This window comes from Collinsella aerofaciens, assembly GCF_040926405.1.
GTDB lineage: Bacteria > Actinomycetota > Coriobacteriia > Coriobacteriales > Coriobacteriaceae > Collinsella.
Genome location: NZ_JBCOIG010000019.1, coordinates 5,436 through 21,907, shown reverse-complemented (window position 1 = coordinate 21,907; position 16,472 = coordinate 5,436). Strand labels below are relative to the sequence as shown.

General features: G+C 62.6%; 14 protein-coding genes and 1 tRNA gene. 7 read left to right on the top strand and 8 right to left on the bottom strand.

Annotated elements, in window-relative coordinates:
- Nucleotides 1-73: 73 nt before the first annotated feature.
- The 8 genes from aroQ to aroF all read right to left on the bottom strand — a co-directional run bounded on the left by aroQ (nucleotide 74) and on the right by aroF (nucleotide 8,626).
- The gene (aroQ, locus tag AB5758_RS07395; RefSeq protein ID WP_368141837.1) at nucleotides 74-511 is read right to left on the bottom strand and encodes a type II 3-dehydroquinate dehydratase; all 438 of its coding nucleotides are present in this window, start codon (nucleotides 509-511) and stop codon (nucleotides 74-76) included.
- Between the two features lie 86 nt (nucleotides 512-597).
- Nucleotides 598-1,848 (bottom strand): shikimate kinase, encoded by a 1,251-nt coding sequence (locus tag AB5758_RS07390; protein ID WP_368141836.1) that lies wholly within the window; start codon nucleotides 1,846-1,848, stop codon nucleotides 598-600.
- On the bottom strand, nucleotides 1,849-2,994 hold the full coding sequence (pheA, locus tag AB5758_RS07385) for a prephenate dehydratase (protein WP_368141834.1): 1,146 nt from the start codon (nucleotides 2,992-2,994) through the stop codon (nucleotides 1,849-1,851). It abuts the gene before it with no gap.
- A gap of 136 nt (nucleotides 2,995-3,130) precedes the next feature.
- Nucleotides 3,131-4,228, bottom strand: a complete 1,098-nt coding sequence (aroC, locus tag AB5758_RS07380; protein WP_368141833.1) for a chorismate synthase — start codon at nucleotides 4,226-4,228, stop codon at nucleotides 3,131-3,133.
- Between the two features lies 1 nt (nucleotide 4,229).
- Nucleotides 4,230-5,549, bottom strand: coding sequence for a 3-phosphoshikimate 1-carboxyvinyltransferase (gene aroA, locus AB5758_RS07375; protein WP_368141831.1), 1,320 nt, complete (start codon nucleotides 5,547-5,549; stop codon nucleotides 4,230-4,232).
- The gene (gene aroB, locus AB5758_RS07370; RefSeq protein ID WP_368152395.1) at nucleotides 5,543-6,649 is read right to left on the bottom strand and encodes a 3-dehydroquinate synthase; all 1,107 of its coding nucleotides are present in this window, start codon (nucleotides 6,647-6,649) and stop codon (nucleotides 5,543-5,545) included. Before aroB ends, aroA begins: the two co-directional genes overlap by 7 nt.
- 36 nt (nucleotides 6,650-6,685) lie before the next feature.
- Entirely contained in the window at nucleotides 6,686-7,600 is a 915-nt protein-coding gene (locus AB5758_RS07365) for a prephenate dehydrogenase (protein WP_368152397.1), read from the bottom strand.
- A 3-nt stretch (nucleotides 7,601-7,603) separates the two neighbouring features.
- Nucleotides 7,604-8,626 carry a 3-deoxy-7-phosphoheptulonate synthase gene (gene aroF / locus AB5758_RS07360; protein ID WP_368141975.1) on the bottom strand — a complete coding sequence of 341 codons (1,023 nt, stop codon included), beginning with the start codon at nucleotides 8,624-8,626 and terminating at the stop codon, nucleotides 7,604-7,606.
- 202 nt (nucleotides 8,627-8,828) lie between these two features.
- Between aroF and AB5758_RS07355 the strand changes: the two genes are divergently transcribed.
- The 7 genes from AB5758_RS07355 to AB5758_RS07325 form a co-directional block, all read left to right on the top strand.
- Nucleotides 8,829-8,905 (top strand) — tRNA-Arg (locus AB5758_RS07355).
- A gap of 76 nt (nucleotides 8,906-8,981) precedes the next feature.
- Entirely contained in the window at nucleotides 8,982-11,705 is a 2,724-nt protein-coding gene (locus tag AB5758_RS07350) for an HAD-IC family P-type ATPase (protein WP_368152399.1), read from the top strand.
- A gap of 82 nt (nucleotides 11,706-11,787) precedes the next feature.
- Complete coding sequence (locus AB5758_RS07345; RefSeq protein WP_368155463.1) at nucleotides 11,788-12,948, top strand: zinc ribbon domain-containing protein; 1,161 nt, start codon at nucleotides 11,788-11,790, stop codon at nucleotides 12,946-12,948.
- A gap of 107 nt (nucleotides 12,949-13,055) precedes the next feature.
- A complete protein-coding gene (locus tag AB5758_RS07340) occupies nucleotides 13,056-13,598 on the top strand; it encodes a peptidylprolyl isomerase (RefSeq protein WP_368141144.1) in 543 nt (180 codons plus the stop codon).
- 11 nt (nucleotides 13,599-13,609) lie between these two features.
- Nucleotides 13,610-14,914 carry a tetratricopeptide repeat protein gene (locus AB5758_RS07335; protein WP_346977457.1) on the top strand — a complete coding sequence of 435 codons (1,305 nt, stop codon included), beginning with the start codon at nucleotides 13,610-13,612 and terminating at the stop codon, nucleotides 14,912-14,914.
- A gap of 127 nt (nucleotides 14,915-15,041) precedes the next feature.
- Nucleotides 15,042-16,073, top strand: a complete 1,032-nt coding sequence (locus AB5758_RS07330; RefSeq protein ID WP_006236061.1) for a rod shape-determining protein — start codon at nucleotides 15,042-15,044, stop codon at nucleotides 16,071-16,073.
- 78 nt (nucleotides 16,074-16,151) lie between these two features.
- Nucleotides 16,152-16,472: MreC domain-containing protein (locus AB5758_RS07325; protein WP_497506241.1), on the top strand; the 321-nt coding region annotated here is incomplete at its 3' end.

Below are 16,472 nucleotides of genomic sequence, written 5' to 3'. Positions count from 1 at the left end.
AGTAGCGAGGTTGCTGCTGGCGGCACTGGCATTACTGGCGTGCGAATCGGGGTTGATGGATTTGCGCGCGAGACTACTTTTCGAGTCGTTCCCTCAACAGCTCTAGCGCATGTGCGTAGCCCTGCAGGCCCTCACCGGTGATGGTGGCGAAGCAGGCCAGGCGGGCGTAGCTCACCTGGCGGAAGTCCTCGCGGGTCTCGACGGCGCTGATGTGGACCTCCACAGCCGGGATTGCGACGGCTTTGAGCGCGTCCAGGATGGCCACGCTCGTATGCGTGTAGGCGGCCGGGTTGATGACGATGCCGTCGACCTTGCCGTAGGCCTCCTGGATCTTGTCGACGATGCTGCCCTCGTGGTTAGACTGGAAGACCTCGACCTCGTCGAAGCCCTGTGCGGCGCCTGCCTCCTGGCAGATCTGGACCAGGCGGTCGTAGTTGTCGCTGCCGTAGGTACCCGGCTCGCGAATGCCGAGCAAGTTGAGGTTGGGGCCGTTGATGACGAGTGCTTTCATGGTTGCTTCCTTTGCGGTTGGTCGATTTGGCGAGGCGGAATGAAAAACCACCACAAAGGTGCCTGTCCCCTTTGTGTTGGTTTTTGTTAGAGAGCGGGTGGGAGGGTGTCGAGTACGGCGCGGGCGGTGTTGGCTGCGCAGTCGCGTGAGTCGATGATGTAGTCGGCCCAGGCGCGGTAGCGCGGCATGCGTTGCTCGGCGAGCTTATCGATGCCGTCGCGGGCGGTGATGGGGCGTCCCTTGTGGGCGAGCTCGTCAAGCTTACGGTTGAGCATCACGATCTGACTGTTCTGGTGCAGCAGTGGGTAGTTCTCGTCGCGCGTGACCACGCCGCCGCCCGTGGAAAGTACCAGGCCGCTGCGCTTGGAGATGTCGGCCAGCGCCGCCGTCTCCCGCTCGCGGAAGGCCGCCTCGCCGCGCTCGACGATAAAGTCGGCGCAGGGCATGCCTAGACGCTCCTCAAGTGCGCGATCCAGGTCGATGTGCTCGCGACCCGTGAGCTGGGCGATCTGCTCGCCTACGCGGGTCTTGCCCGAACCCGGCATACCGATCAAGGCGATGTTCTGCTCGCGGCGAGACAGGCGCTCCGTTACGTTCAAGATGCGCTCGCGCGGGGTGACTTGGCCGGTGTAGCGCTCGACAGCCTGTGCCGCCTGGGCAACAAGCATAAGCAGGCCGCCGACGCAGGGGATGCCGCGGCGCTCGGCCTCGAGCATTAGACCCGTGCGGGCGGGGTTGTAGACGATGTCGATGACGCCCTCGAGCGCATCGAGGCCTTCGAGCGTGCAGGGAGCGTCGGGGCAGTGGGGGAACATACCGGCAGGCGTACAGTTGACGAGCAGCGCGGCATCGGATTGCTGGGAGCTGTTGCCGTAGTTGACCTCGCTCGTGCGGCCCACGGACACCACGGTGGCGCCCAGGTCGCCGAGCACCATGCTGGCCGTGGTGCCGGCACCACCGGTGGCGCCAAGCACGAGGACCTTCTTGCCGGCAACCTCTACGCCCAACTCCTCGACCAGGCACTGAAAACCAAAGTAGTCGGTGTTGTCGCCGCGCAGACGACCGTCAGGTAGGCGTGTGATGGTGTTGACGTTGCCCATGCGCTCGGCCAGCGGACTCAGCTCGTCCAGGTATTCCATGACGGCGCGCTTGTAGGGGATGGTCACGTTGGCGCCCTCCCATTCGTCGCCCGTCATAAAGGTCGCGAGGTCCTCGGGCTCGCGCTCAAAACGCACGTACTCGAGTCCCGCGAGTTCCTTGTAGATGGTCGGGGTGTAGCTGTGGCCCAACACGCGGCCCAGTACGCCGTAGGGACGGGTTGCGGCGGTATCTGGCATCTAGAGCACCTCCGTGTAGCTGCCAAAGTAGGTGAAGCTCTCGCACACGTCGTCGATGGAATCGAGCAGGTCGTCGAGGGCCTTGCTGCCAAAGGGGCAGTCCAGGTCAAAGTAGAACATAAACTCAAAGTCGTGCCCGGGGATGGGGCGGCTTTCGAGCTTGATGAGGTTGATGTTGAGCGCGTAAAAGCGCTCGAGTACGCGATAGAGTGCGCCCGGCTCGTTGGCCGTGGTAATCATGAGCGAGGTGCGGTTGGCGCCGGGGTAGACGCGCGGCTCGCGGCTGATGACGACAAAGCGCGTGTAGTTGTTGTCCGAGTCTTGGATATTGGGCTCCAACACCTCGAGGCCATACAGCGTGGCACAGCTGCGCGATGCGATGGCGGCAACATCGGTGCGTTCGGAGTTGGCGACCATCTCAGCCGACATGGCCGTGTTGGGGTACTTGGTGGCGCGCAGGCCGTGGTTCTCGATAAAGCCGGCGCACTGGGCAATGGCTTGGCCGTGGCTGTAGACCTCGCACACGTCGGCGAGCTTGGTGCCGGGCTTGACGAGCAAGTTGTGGTCGATTTTGAGTCGCAGCGAGCGCACGATGTGGAAATCGAACTGGGCGAGCAGGTCGTAGACGGCGTTGACCGATCCGGCAGTTGAGTTCTCGATGGGCAGCACGCCAAACTCGCAGAACCCGTCGCGCACGGCTCGCATGACGCCCTCAAAGGTCTCAAAGAACGCAATATCGGGCACGTCGAAGAGCTTGCACGCGGCTATCTGGCTATAGGCACCTTCCACGCCCTGGCAGGCAACGGTGGCAGTTTGAGGGAAGGGCGTGTCGGAGGCTGCAGCCGTGGCGTGGGCCTTTTGCGAGACGGTGATGCCCTTGAGCTCGTTGATGTAGCGCTGCTGCTCGGCCTTGCTCATGCTCATGAGGAGGCGGAACAGGGTGATGGTTTGGGCCTCGTAGCGCTCGGGCGCGCGACTGGCGAGGTTGTTGAGTTTGGAGCGCTCGCGGGCGGGGTCGAAGACGGCCTTGCCCATCTCGATCTTTGATTTGGCGACCTCGGTGGCAATGTCCATACGCTCGACAAAGCTGTTGAGGAGCGTGGTGTCGATGCCATCGATGGCCTGGCGGATGTCAGCAAGGTCCATAGGGACCCCTTTCACGTGTCGGTGATTTTTCTGGGACGGGGATTAAAAAATCATTAGGTACACAATGATTTTTTAATCCCCGTCCCAGAAAAATCACTGGGTGGGCGTGGGGGCCGGAGTTGGCCCCCAGAGATTTTTAGAGCTGGGCGGCGTCCTCGAGGAGGGCGTCCCAGATGGCGAGCGCCGCGGCTGCTTCGGCTACGGGGACGGCTCGGGGGACGATGCAGGGATCGTGACGACCGTGGACCGAGAGCTCGGCATTTTCCATGGCGTCCATGTCTACGGTCTGCTGCTCGCGGCCAATCGAGGGCGTCGGCTTTACGGCCATGCGCCACATGACGGGCGCGCCGGTGGAGATGCCGCCCAGGATGCCGCCGGCGTTGTTGGATTCAACCTCGATCTCGCCCGACTCTGCATCGATGCGATACGGGTCGTTGTTCTCGCTGCCGCGCATGGCGGCCACGGCAAAGCCCATGCCAAACTCCACGCCCTTTACGGCGGGAATGCCAAACGCGATTTGCGCGATGCGGTTCTCGATGCCGTCGAACATGGGGTCGCCGATGCCCGCGGGAAGCCCGTAAATGCCGCACTCCACGATGCCGCCGACGCTGTCGAGTTCATCGCGCGCGGCCAGAATCTCCTCGCGCATGCGACCGGCAGCGGCGGCGTCAATGCAGGGCAGGTCGTTCGTAAGGATCGCCTTGCGGTCGGTCTCATGATAGACCATGTCGTCCATGGGTAGGTCGGAGATGCCGCCGATCTGCGCGACGTGCGCCATGACCTGAATACCGCGGGCCTCGAGTGCCTGCAGCGCAATGCCGCCGGCGATGCATAAGGGGGCCGTTAGGCGGCCGGAGAAATGCCCGCCACCAGCGACATCGTGCATGTTGTGGTACTTCACGCGCGCAGGGAAGTCCGCATGTCCGGGACGGGGCTTGCGGCGCAGCTCGGAGTAATCCTTGGAGCGCGTGTTGGTGTTCTCGATAATCGCTGCGATGGGTGCGCCGGTGGTGTGTCCATCGACCACACCGGCGATGATATGCGCGGCGTCGGCCTCGCGGCGCTTGGTCGCGGTCTCGTCGCGACCGGGGGCGCGACGGTCGAGGAAGGCCTGCAGCTTCTCCTGGTCCACGGCGATGCCCGCCGGGATGCCATCGAGCGAGCAGCCGATGGCGGGGGAGTGCGATTGGCCGAAGATGCTTACGCGCAAGACGTTGCCAAAGGTCGAGGACATGCTATTCCTCCTCGAGCGTGACCTTGCCGCCCAGCAGGCGGTAGTGGTCAAAGAAATCGGGATAGGACTTGTTGACGGCCTCGGCGCCGTGGATCACAACTTCGCCAGTGGCGCGGCTCGCAGCGATGGCGGCCATCATGGCGATGCGGTGGTCGTTGTGCGAATCGACCTCGCCGCCAGTAAAGGCGTCGACACCCTTGATGATGAGGTCGTCGCCGGCAATGCGCACCTGTGCGCCCAGTGCGGTGAGCTCGCGGGTGGTAGTGGCCAGACGGTCGGATTCCTTGATACGCAGACGGGCGCAATCGCGGATAAAGGTGCGGCCCTGTGCCAGCGAGGCCACGGCCGAGATAACGGGTACCAGGTCGGGAATGTCGTGGGCACTCATCTCAAAGCCGGCGAGCTTGTCGGACTGCACGGTGGCGGCGTTGGTGGAGCGCACGATGCGGGCGCCAAAGCGCGAAAGCGCAGCAAGCACGTTGCGGTCGCCCTGTGCGGAGCTCAGCGACACACCCTCCACGGTGATGGGGTCGGAGCCGATGGCGCCGGCGCACAGCCAAAAGGCAGCGTTGGACCAGTCGCCCTCGACGGCCACGTTGCCGGGCGTGCGATACGAGCCACTGCTCACGCGGAAGTTCGTGACCTCGGGCTGACCGTCCTTGGCGGGAATGCGCTCGACGTTGACCTCAACGCCAAAGGCCTTCATGGCCTGGATCGTCAGGTTGATGTAGGGGCGGCTCTCAATGAGGCCGGTCACCTGCACGCAGGAGGGCTGGGCGAGCAACGGGGCTGCCAGCAGCAGGCCCGAGATGTACTGCGAGCTTACGTTGCCCGGCAGCACAAAGGTGCCCGGGCGCATGCGGCCGCTCGTCTTGAGCGGAAAACCGCCCAGACCCTGCAGGTCGCAGCCGGCGGCGATAATCTCGTCCGAGAGCGGGGACAGCGGGCGGGCGCCCAAGCGTCCCTGACCCACAAAAGTTGCTTCTGCGCCCAGCGCGCAGGCGACGGGCAACATAAAGCGGAGCGTGGAGCCGCTTTCGCCGCAGTCGAGCGTTCCGCCGGCAAGGGCCTTGAGCAGGCCAAACTCAATACTCTTCATAGTGGGATGGACCTGGAAGCCATCCTCGACGGTCTCGATGCGAGCGCCCAGTGCCGTAAGGCAACGCACCGTAGCCTCGATGTCGGCGCAGGTGGTGTTGCAGGTAACGTGCGTCTCGCCGTTGGCAAGCGCGGCGCAGATGATCAGGCGATGCGCCATCGACTTGGACGCGATGGCGGGAACGGTGCCCTTAAGCGGGGACGGGTTGATGCGGGCTAGCATGCGGATGCGTCTCCCTTCTGGCCGAGGCCCTCGGCAATGAGTTCGTGGAAAGTGGAAAGCGGCGTGCGGTCGATGCTGCAGCGGCCAATGCCGTGCGGAATCACCAGGTCGATGGTGTCACCCGCGCGCTTCTTGTCGTGGAGCGCCTCGGCAAAGACGGCATCGGCATTGAGGTCGCAGCGGGTCTTGAGGCCGTGGCGGGCGCAGAGCTCCTCAATACGGCCGGGCAGTGCAGCATCGCAAACGCCATGCAGGGCTGCGGCACGCGTGATGATGCCCATGCCGATCGACACGCAGTTGCCGTGTCCGAGCTCAAAGTGCTCGCAGGCCTCGACGGCGTGTCCGGCGCTGTGTCCAAAGTTGAGCAGCTTGCGCTGGTTGGTTTCGTGCTCGTCGGCGACGACCACGGCGCGCTTGATGTCGATGTTGCGGGCGATGATGAGTGCTACGCGGGCCACATCGCGGTTGAGCAGCTCCAGCGTGAGCGGGGTCTTCTCCAGCTCGGCGAAAAGCTCCGGGTCGGCGATCACGGCGTGCTTGACGACCTCGCCGCAGCCGTCGGCGAACTGCTCGGGCGTGAGGGTGGCCAGGCACCCCACGTCGGCGATAACCACGCTCGGCTGCCAAAAGGCGCCGGCCAAGTTCTTGCCGGCAGCCAGGTCGATGGCGGTCTTGCCGCCCACCGACGAATCCACCATGGCGAGCAGGCTCGTCGGGATCTGCACAAACTTGCAGCCGCGCATGTAGGTCGCGGCCACAAAGCCCGCCACATCGCCCACGACGCCGCCCCCGAGTGCCACGATCACGTCGGAGCGCGAAAGCTCGTGCTCGGCCACAAACTCCAAAATGGCAACATAGGTTTCGGCGCGCTTATGGGCCTCGCCGGCCTCGAAGGTGCAGATGCTCACCTCGTAGCCTGATGCCTCCAGGCTCTGCTTAACGGGCATCTGGTAGAGCGGGCCTACGTTGGTGTCCGTCACGATGACGGCCTTGGCGCCGCCGGCAGTGGCGCGCACGAGCGGTCCCGCCTGCTCCAGCAAAAACGTGCCAACATGCACCTGGTAGGGGCGTGCGGTGTCGATATCGATGGTAATCGCCATAAGCTTCGGTCCTTTCGACCTGGCGTGATAGGTGGTCTAGTGGGAGGCTTCGTCGTCGAGTGCGCGCTTAATGCGGTCGCCCTCGGCAAGGAGATTCTCCAGATAGCGCTGGTCGCGGTCCTTAAGGGCGCGGCTGTAGGCGCCGAGCGATTCGATAAGATGGTCGATCTCGAAGGCGAGCGCATCGGCGTCGTCGATCATAAGCTCGGACCACATCTGAGGATTGAGGTGCGCCACGCGGGTGAGATCGCGGTAGCTACCGGCCGAAAAGCCGTGGTGGACCTGGGCGGTGGGGCTCTTGACGTAGGCGTTGGATACCACATGCGCAAGCTGGCTCGTGAAGGCGATGACGCGGTCGTGCTCGGCGGCGCTGGTCACGCTGAACTTGCCAAAGCCCAGGGGGCGCACCATCTCGCGCACCTGGCCCAAAAGCTCCAGCTTGAGCGCATCGTCCACCGCGGGTGGCACGAGCACGAGCGGGGCGCCCTGGAACAGGTCGGCGCGGGAGTGCGCGTAGCCCGAGAACTGGGTGCCCGCCATGGGGTGCGCACCCACAAAGTAAAAGCCGTGCTCGCGGGCAAGCTCAAAGGCGCGCTCGCACACGATGCCCTTGACGCCCACCGTGTCGATCACCACGGGGCCCATGATGGCCTCGGTGTCGGTGGCGTCGGCGAGTGCCCGGGCATGCGCCTCGAGCCACTCGATGCAGGCCTCGGGGTAGCAGGCAAGGACGATGATGTCGCATTCGCCGAGTGTCTCGTCGTTGAGCTCTCCGGCGACAGTGCCCATGCTGGCGGCCGTCATGACATCATCATCGGGGTCCCAGGCCAGCACGCGAACGCCCGCCTGCGCATAGCAGCGGGCAAAGCTGCCGCCGATGAGGCCCAGGCCCACGATGCCCGCGCATTTGGGGCCGCCCTGGTTAACGCGCGCGTTTCTCACCGTACCCATGGGCTACTCCATGGTCTCTTGGCAGACGACCTCGCGGATGGCGCGAATGCGGCGCATGGTGTCGTCGAACTGGTCGGGGGTGAGGGCCTGAGCGCCGTCGGACCATGCGCGGCTGGGCTCGTCGTGGACCTCGATCTCCAGGCCGTTGGCGCCGCAGGCGGTCGCGGCGAGCGCCATGGGCTCAACGTAGCGGGTGTAGCCGGTGGCGTGGCTGGGGTCGGCGACGACGGGCAGGTGCGACAGGTGGTGCAGAACCGGCACGGCGTTGAGGTCGAAGGTATTGCGGGTGCGGGTCTCGAAGGTGCGGATACCGCGCTCGCACAGGATGACGTTGTCGTTGCCCTCGCTCATGATGTACTCGGCTGCCATAAGCAGCTCGTCGATCGTGCCGGACATGCCGCGCTTGAGCAGAATTGGGGTCTGGGTCTTGCCGACCTCCTTGAGCAGGGGGAAGTTCTGGGCGTTGCGGGCGCCGATTTGCATGACGTCAATCTTCTTGTCAAGGAAGACCTGCACGTCGCGTGGGTCCATGATCTCGGTGACAATCGGCATGTCGAGCTCGGCAGACGCCTCGCACAGCAGGTCGAGGCCGGCGGGGCCCATGCCCTGGTAGGCGTAGGGGGAGGTGCGGGGCTTGTAGGCACCGCCGCGCAGCATCGTGGCGCCGGCGGCCTTCACGCGGCGTGCGATGCGAATGAGGTTCTCGCCCTCGACGGAGCAGGGGCCGGCGATGACTTGGAACTGGTCGCCGCCGATCTTGACGCCGTGACCGCAGTCGATGACGGAGTCCTCGGGGTGGAACTTACGGTTGGCACGCTTAAAAGGCTCGGAGACGCGCTGCACGCGCTCGACGACGTCCATGGACTCGAGCAGGAACGGGTCGATCTTGGTCGTATCGCCCACCAGGCCGATGATCGTCTCGTTCTCGCCGCGCGAGACATCGGTCTTCAGACCCTTTTTCTCAATCCAGCTGACGATATGGCTTACGGCCTCGTCGCTGGTGCTCTGCTTTAAAATTGCAATCATGGTGTGCCTCTCACCTCGATGGATAACTTTTGCAAAAACGGCCCGCATCGCGAGCCGTGTATATGGTGCATGTGAGTTTATACTATCTGACTCGCTTTTGCCTTCTAAAGTGGGCCGTTGCGCCTCGTCTCCCACGGAATTGCAAAGCTTTTTCTTTTATTTTGATAGGCCGTGGTGCACTTGGGTATAATGCCAAACGTTGGCCCTATTAGCTCAGGGGATTAGAGCGTCTGCCTCCGGAGCAGAAGGCCGTTGGTTCGAATCCAACATGGGGCACCATCGAACGTAAGACCGTCCGAACCTCGCATGGTCCGGGCGGTTTTTCTTATACCGACGCGACGTGATGGGACGTGGTATGGCAGCAACGGATATCGAGCGCGGACTCTCGACCGCCGAGGTCGAGGAGCGTATCGCCGCCGGTAAGATCAACCGCAACATGGAGCTCAAGACCAAGTCGGTCAAAGAGCTCATCATCGAGAACCTCTGCACGCTGTTCAATTTGATCAACGTGATCTTGGCGTTCCTGGTCATTTTGACCGGTTCGTTTAAGAATCTGACGTTCCTGTTCGTGGTGTTCCTCAATACCGCTATTGGCGTCATCCAGTCCATGCGTTCCAAGAAGATGGTCGATAAGCTCACGCTGCTGACCTCCAAGAAGGCCATCGCGGTGCGCGACGGCGCCGAGGTGGAGCTCGACCTGGACCAGATCGTGCTCGACGACATCATCCGCCTGGGGCGCGGCGACCAGATTCCCGCCGACGCTGTGGTGGTTTCGGGCGAGGCGCTCGTGAACGAGAGCTTGCTGACGGGCGAGAGCGACCTTATCAAGAAACAGCCCGGTTCCGAGCTCATGAGCGGCAGCTTTATCGACTCGGGCCTGCTGCGCGCCCGCGTGATCCATGTCGGCGCCGACAACTACGTGGCCAAAATTAATAACGAAGCCAAGTACGTCAAAAAGGTCAATTCCGAGATCATGAACGCGCTTAACGCCATCGTGCGCTTTGCGAGCATCATCATGATCCCGCTCGGTTTGGCGTTGTTTGCCTCGAGTGTGAGCGAGCTGTGGGATGCCGCGGGAACCCCGGGTGATAGTGCGCTTTCGTGGTGCTTCTCCGAGTTGTTGGCTGGTCATGTGCCTTCGTCGGCGCTGCTGTCCACGGTGGGCGCCCTGCTGGGCATGATCCCCCAAGGCCTGGTACTGCTGACCTCGTCGGTGCTCGCCATCGCCACGGTGCGTCTGGCCCGCCGCAAGGTGCTGGCACAGCAGCTCTACTGCATCGAGACGCTCGCTCGCGTCGACGTGCTGTGCCTGGATAAGACGGGCACCATCACGTCGGGCCGCATGGAGGTCGAGGGCACGTATCCGCTGCCGGTTGAGGGCGTTAGCCTTGGCGCCGGCTCGGACGAAGCGGCTGTTCCCGTCGATACCACGGTACTCGATTTTGCGCTGGCTAACGTGGCGCGTGCGACTTCGGCCGATGCCAACGAGACCTGCCAGGCGCTGCTTAACTATTACGCCGATCGCCCGGTCGAGGTGTCTGAGCCGCTGTCGGTCATTCCGTTCTCGTCCTCCAAAAAGTGGAGCGGCGCGTCGTTTGCGCAGGGCTCCTATGTGATGGGTGCGGCGCAGTTTGTGCTCTCCGATCGTGTGTTTTCGCAGGTCGAGAACCGTGTCGCCGAGCTTGCCGATACCTGCCGCGTGCTCGTGGTGGCGCGCGTGGACGGCTTTTCGCCCGATGGCGATATGGTGGGCGAGGCCGAGCCCGTGGGCTTTGTGACCATCCGCGACGAGATCCGTACTTCGGCGGCCGAAACCATCGGCTACTTTAACGAGCAGGGCGTGACCCTCAACGTGATCAGTGGCGACGACCCGCGTACGGTGTCGTCGATCGCGCGCGTGGTGGGCGTGCCGGGGGCGGACGCTTATGTGGACGCCACGACGCTCGATACGCCGGCCAAGCTCGATGCCGCAGTGGACCGCTACCATGTCTTTGGTCGTGTGACCCCGCAGCAGAAGCGCGAGCTCGTGCAGGCGCTCAAGCGCCGCGAGCACACCGTGGCCATGACGGGCGACGGCGTCAACGACGTGCTGGCGCTCAAGGAGGCCGACTGCTCCGTCGCCATGGCGGCTGGCTCCGATGCCGCGCGCAACGTGGCCGAGATCGTACTCGTCGACAACGACTTTGCCTCGATGCCCGCCGTGGTGGCCGAGGGCCGTCGCTCCATCAACAACCTGCAGCGTTCGGCGTCGCTGTTCCTGACCAAGACGCTGTTCTCGATGGGCCTGGCGGCGCTGTGCATCGCGCTTCCGCCGTACCCCTTCGAGCCCATCCAGATGACGCTCATTAACTTCTTCTGCATCGGCGCGCCGGGCTTTGTGTTGGGCCTGGAGCCCAACAATGCTCGCGTGAAGGGTGCGTTTTTGACGAACGTACTCAAGCGTGCACTGCCGGCGTCGATTGCGGTCATTTTGGCTGCGGCGCTCGATATCTTTGTGGCGCGCGTGTTTGGCTTTAGCCAGCTCACGCTGTCTACGATGTGCTTGCTTACGTCGTGCGCGGCGAGCGTCAGCCTGATCTGGCGCATGTCGCAGCCTCTCACGCCCTTACGTGTGGTGCTCTTTGTGTTTGTAGTCGCCGGCATCTTGGTGGGCGTTATCGGATTCCCGGAGCTGCTGTCCATTGCCAACCTGTCGATGGGCCAGATGGTTATCTTGGCTGTCATCGTGGTCTTTACCTGCTCGGTGTTCTTTAAACTCGCCACGATGATGGATTCGCTCAAGCCGCGTCGTCGTCATGCCGCAACTGGTTTTGGCCGCGGTGTGCGCGTCCGTCTGGGTCGCGGTGGCGGCAAGGTGAGCTCGACGGGTTCGACGGCCGAGCGTTTTGCCAAGCGCGTTGCCGCCGACATGGCGCAGCGCCGCGAAGATCGCACCGCTCGCGAGGCCGAGGCCCGCGCACTTGAGGGCGTGGCCCAGGCCCAGCCCAAGAAAAAGAAGAGTACCGGAGCCAAGCGCTCTCGCGTGACCAAGTCCGCCCAAGGCATCAAAGTCTCGATGCCAAGCAAAAAGAAGAAGTAGCTACGCGCCCTGGCGATGTTGAATTGGTGCCTTGTTCCTGTGGGGCCGTGGCGATGTTATGCTCTAACCTCGATTGTTTGAATTGCTTCGAAAAGAGGATGCCGTGATCTGCCCGCATTGCCTTAAGACTATCGAGGACGGCGCCTCGTTCTGCCCCTACTGCAACGCCTATGTGGGTCCGGGCGATGGTCCCGAGCACACCGAGTTCGTGTTCTGTGAGGGCTGCGGTGCCCGTCTTTCTCCACATGATCGTACGTGCCCCAAATGCGGACGCCCCGCTCCGGGTATCCTCTCCGAGGACGCGGCCGCATCCGACCTGGCAGCGGGCCGCACGGCGGGCTTTCCGCGCCTAACGCAAGAGCAGATCGATACCGAGGTGCCTCATGCGCCGGCCTCTGCCGCTGCGGTGCTCTCAGACGCCGCCGACCCCAATGAGACCTGCGTGCTGCCGGCTTTCGATAAGGATTTCGGTATTCCCAAGGTCGATATTCCCACGCCGGTTTCCCTGCACGACGATGCTCAAAAACCCAAGCGCAAGGTGCATCCCGACGAGGACGCCTATCACAAGCACAAGCGTCATATCCCCAAGCCGCTTATTATCATCGCGGTCCTTGCCGTCGTGTGCGGTGGTGCGTATTGGTTCGTGACGGCCGATCCCATGGGTGTCATGCCTGGCTTCTATGACCAGTTTGGCCAGGCCGCGCAGACGACCTTCCCCACGCGCCAAAAGGGCGAGGCGACTGAGGACGATACCAAGCAGGACGATTCTGCCGAGGTGGTCCAGGAAGATACCGTGCTGACCGATGACCAGCTCTACACCAAGCTCGACAGCCTGTATCAGACCATTGTGTCGTACAACAATGATCAGATCGGCGAGGTCATCGATTCCTTTAACAACGGTTATCTCCGAACGCCGCTGTCCACCCGTCAGGAGCTGTCGCAGAGTGCCTACGCCCTGCGCGACCAGATCAAAAAGACGCAAGATGAGCTTAACAACCTTAAGTATCAGGACGATACGGTCTATGCGGATGACATCGCCCACTTAAAGCAGCTTGCCGAGTGGATGTATGAGCGCGTCGACGTAATCTGCCAGAGCTGGGATATCTCGCTGGCCATTCCCGATGGCGAGTCGATGAGTTCCCACCAAAGCGAGATCCTGGCGCCCATCGCACAGGGCGGCAACAGCGCGCTGAATCAGTACGACGCCAACGTGGGCTCCTGGAAGCCGCAGCAGCGTTCCTAAAATTAGTTCGCCATAGTCGGCATAACCTACGTGCGCAATTGATGTAAGCGCATGCTTATTGCTACAATTCGTACAAATATGCTTTAAACGCACGAGGAAGGAACCACATGTTTGGTTTTAAGAAAAAGCTCTACACGCCCGAGTATCAGCTTGCCGGCGACGAGTGCGCCGTTATCGAGACGTCGAAGGGTACCATCAAGGTCAAGTTTGACGGTGAGGGCGCTCCCATTCATGTCGCGAACTTCTGCGAGCTTTCCACGATGGGTTTCTATGATGGCCTTAAATTCCATCGCTATGTGCCCGGTTTTGTCATTCAGGGCGGCGACCCCAATACCCGCGATATGTCCGGCGCTGACGTCGCTGCCGGTCTTGAGGGCCCCGACGGCATGCCCGGTACCGGTGGCCCCGGCTACTGCATCAAGGGCGAGTTTGCCACCAATCCGCGCAACAGCCATGTCGATGGTGCCCTTGCCATGGCACGCTCCATGGACCCCGATTCCGCGGGTTCGCAGTTCTACTTCTGCTTGGGTGCCCAGCATAACCTCGATTCCGGGTACACCGTCTTTGGTACCACGGTCGAGGGTCTCGATGTGATTTCGCAGCTGCGTGCCGGCGACGAGATCGTCCATGTCGAGATCGTTCACGAGTAAAGGGGACTTCCTTGAATAGCCAGCTGATCCAACAGGGCCGCGCCGCTTACCGCGCGGGTGATTTTTCCGCTGCAGCCCAGATGCTTGGGGCGGCAAAAACTCCCGATGAGATTATGGGCGAGGCCGATCATCTTCGTGGCAACGCCTTGATGCACCTGGGCATGTATGCCGAGGCCGCCGAGGCCTATGCCGCCGCCCTCAACGACGGCACCTATGGCAAGCGCGGCGCGCTGCTCACCAACCGCGGCAAGGCACTCGCCGCCGTGGGCGACTACACAACGGCCGCTCAGGCGTTCTCTGCTGCTACGCAGGATGCTTCCTATGCCACGCCGTTCAAGGCCTATCTGGGCTTGGGTAACGCGCTGTTCCAGTCGGGCGACTATGCCAACGCGGGTACTGCCTTCCGTCAGGCCGCCATCGACGGCGCCAATCCGGCCCCTGCCGCCGCGCTCGGCGAGCTCGGTCGTTGCTTCATTAAGCTCGGCCGTCCGGCGGATGCCGTGGAGACCTACCGCACGGCTATCGACTTTGCCGGTCCCCGCGACGACACGCGCGCGCTCAACGCTGGCATGGGTCAGGCGCTTTCTGCCGCCGGCCGTCCCTCCGACGCACTCGACGCCTTTAACGCCGCTACTGCCGATGGCATCTACCAGCTCACCTCCGAGCAGGCCGATGAGCTTGCCCGCGTGCACGATTCGCTTGCCGCGCTGTCTGCCCAGACGGCTATGGCCACGGCTCCGGCGCCCGCGATGGACGCTCCTGTCGTCGATCCGCTCGATCCTACGGGCGCGACCGGTCAGTTTATGCCCGATCCCTCGGACACCGGCTTCTTTACGCTGTCCGAGTCCGAGATGGTCCAGCAGGACCGTCAGGATCGTAAGCAGGCCAAGGTCCGTCGTCGCCATCGCCACACGGGTCTTAAAGTCTTCATCGTGCTGCTTCTGCTCATTTTGATCGCCGCGGGCGGTCTGGGCTTTGCCTACACGCGCGGCTTTGGCTTCCCGTCCCAGGAGTCTGTCGTTACCGATCTGTTCCAGGCTGCCGGCGACGGTGACACCGCAAAGGCCGAGTCTTGCCTGGCCTCGAGCCTGTCCGAGGACGCCAAGTCGATGATCATCTCCTCGATTCCGCAGGGTGCCACCGTGTCTGTCGAGGGCATGGATCAGTCCATGACCGAGACGACCGCCAAGGTGAAGGCATCGCTGTCCAAGGGCGGCGAGCAGGAGTACACCGTCAAATTCGTGCGTTCCGACAACCATATCGGCTGGGCCGTTTCCTCGCTCGATATGGATTTCTCGGCTGCTGACAACCAGTAGTGACCTTATGGGATTTAGCTTTGCCCGGCGCTTCACCGCAAGTGAGGTGCCGGGCTTACGCTAGTATGATGAGCTAGTAGTTTTCCAGCAATCATCCAACACATCAGGAGTTGCGTTGTTTTCTTTGATGGATATGTTCTTCGGTAGCTATGCGGGCGATCTTGCCATCGACCTCGGCACCGCAAATACGCTTGTCTCCGTGCGCGGCAAGGGCATCGTCATTCGCGAGCCCTCTGTTGTCGCCATCGACAAGAACGACGAGCGCATCCTGGCGGTCGGTATCGAGGCAAAGCGCATGCTCGGCCGTACGCCCGGCAACATCGTGGCCGTTCGTCCCCTGAAGGACGGCGTCATCGCCGACTTCGATGTTACCGAGGCCATGCTCCGCTACTTTATCGACAAGGCTTCCGAGAAGCGCTATCCGTGGACCCCGCGTCCGCGCGTTGTCGTCTGCGTTCCCTCCGGCGTCACGTCGGTCGAGAAGCGTGCCGTCTTTGAGGCCACGATTCAGGCCGGCGCTCGCCAGGCCTATCTGATCGAAGAGCCTATGGCCGCCGCTATCGGCGCCGACCTGCCCGTCGAGGAGCCCACCGGCTCCATGGTCATCGACATCGGTGGCGGTACCACCGAGGTCGCTGTTATCGCTATGGGCGGCATCGTCGTCTCGCAGTCCATCCGTATTGCCGGTGACGAGTTCGATCAGGCCATCCTCACGCACGTTCGCGATGCCTACAACCTGGCCATCGGCGAGCGTACGGCAGAGGACATCAAGATCAAGGTCGGCTCCGCCGTGCCGCTCAAGGACGAGCTCGACGTCGAGGTCAACGGCCGCGACGTGATCACCGGTCTGCCCAAGACCGTGCGCATCGAGAGCGAGGAGATCCGTCGCGCACTCAACAAGCCGCTTGACGAGATGGCCAAGGCCGTCAAGGACGCACTCGATGCCACGCCGCCCGATCTTGCCTCGGACCTTATGTACTACGGCATTTTGCTGACCGGTGGCGGCGCGCTGCTGCGCGGTCTCGACGTGCGCCTGCGCGATGAGACCGGCGTTTCGGTCAACGTCAGTCCTACGGCGCTCGATAACGTCGTTAACGGCTGCGCCCGCGTGCTCGAGGCCAATGCGTTTGATGGTGGCTTCGTCCAGACCAATGCTTAATTTCCAAAAGGTGGATTCCATTTGGCACGATCTTCGGGTTTCTCCACAAATCTGAATACCAAGCGACAATCAACGGGTATGCGCCCGTTGATTGTTTTCAGCCTGATTTCGGTGTTGCTGCTCACGTTTTACATCCGCGAGGGCGAGGCAGGACCGATTCATGCCGTGCGTTCGGGCGTAACGACGATTACCTCGCCGGTGCGCTTTGTGGGTTCGGCTGTGGCGGCTCCCTTCAATGCGATCGGCAACGTGTTCTCTAACCTTACGGCGTCGCAGGACACGCTTGACGAGCTTAAGAAGCAAAATGAGGAGCTGACCTCTAAGGTTGCCGAGCTCTCCGAGGCTCAAAAGACTGCTGAGCGTCTGGAAGGGCTGGTCGGCCTGCAGTCGACCTATAAC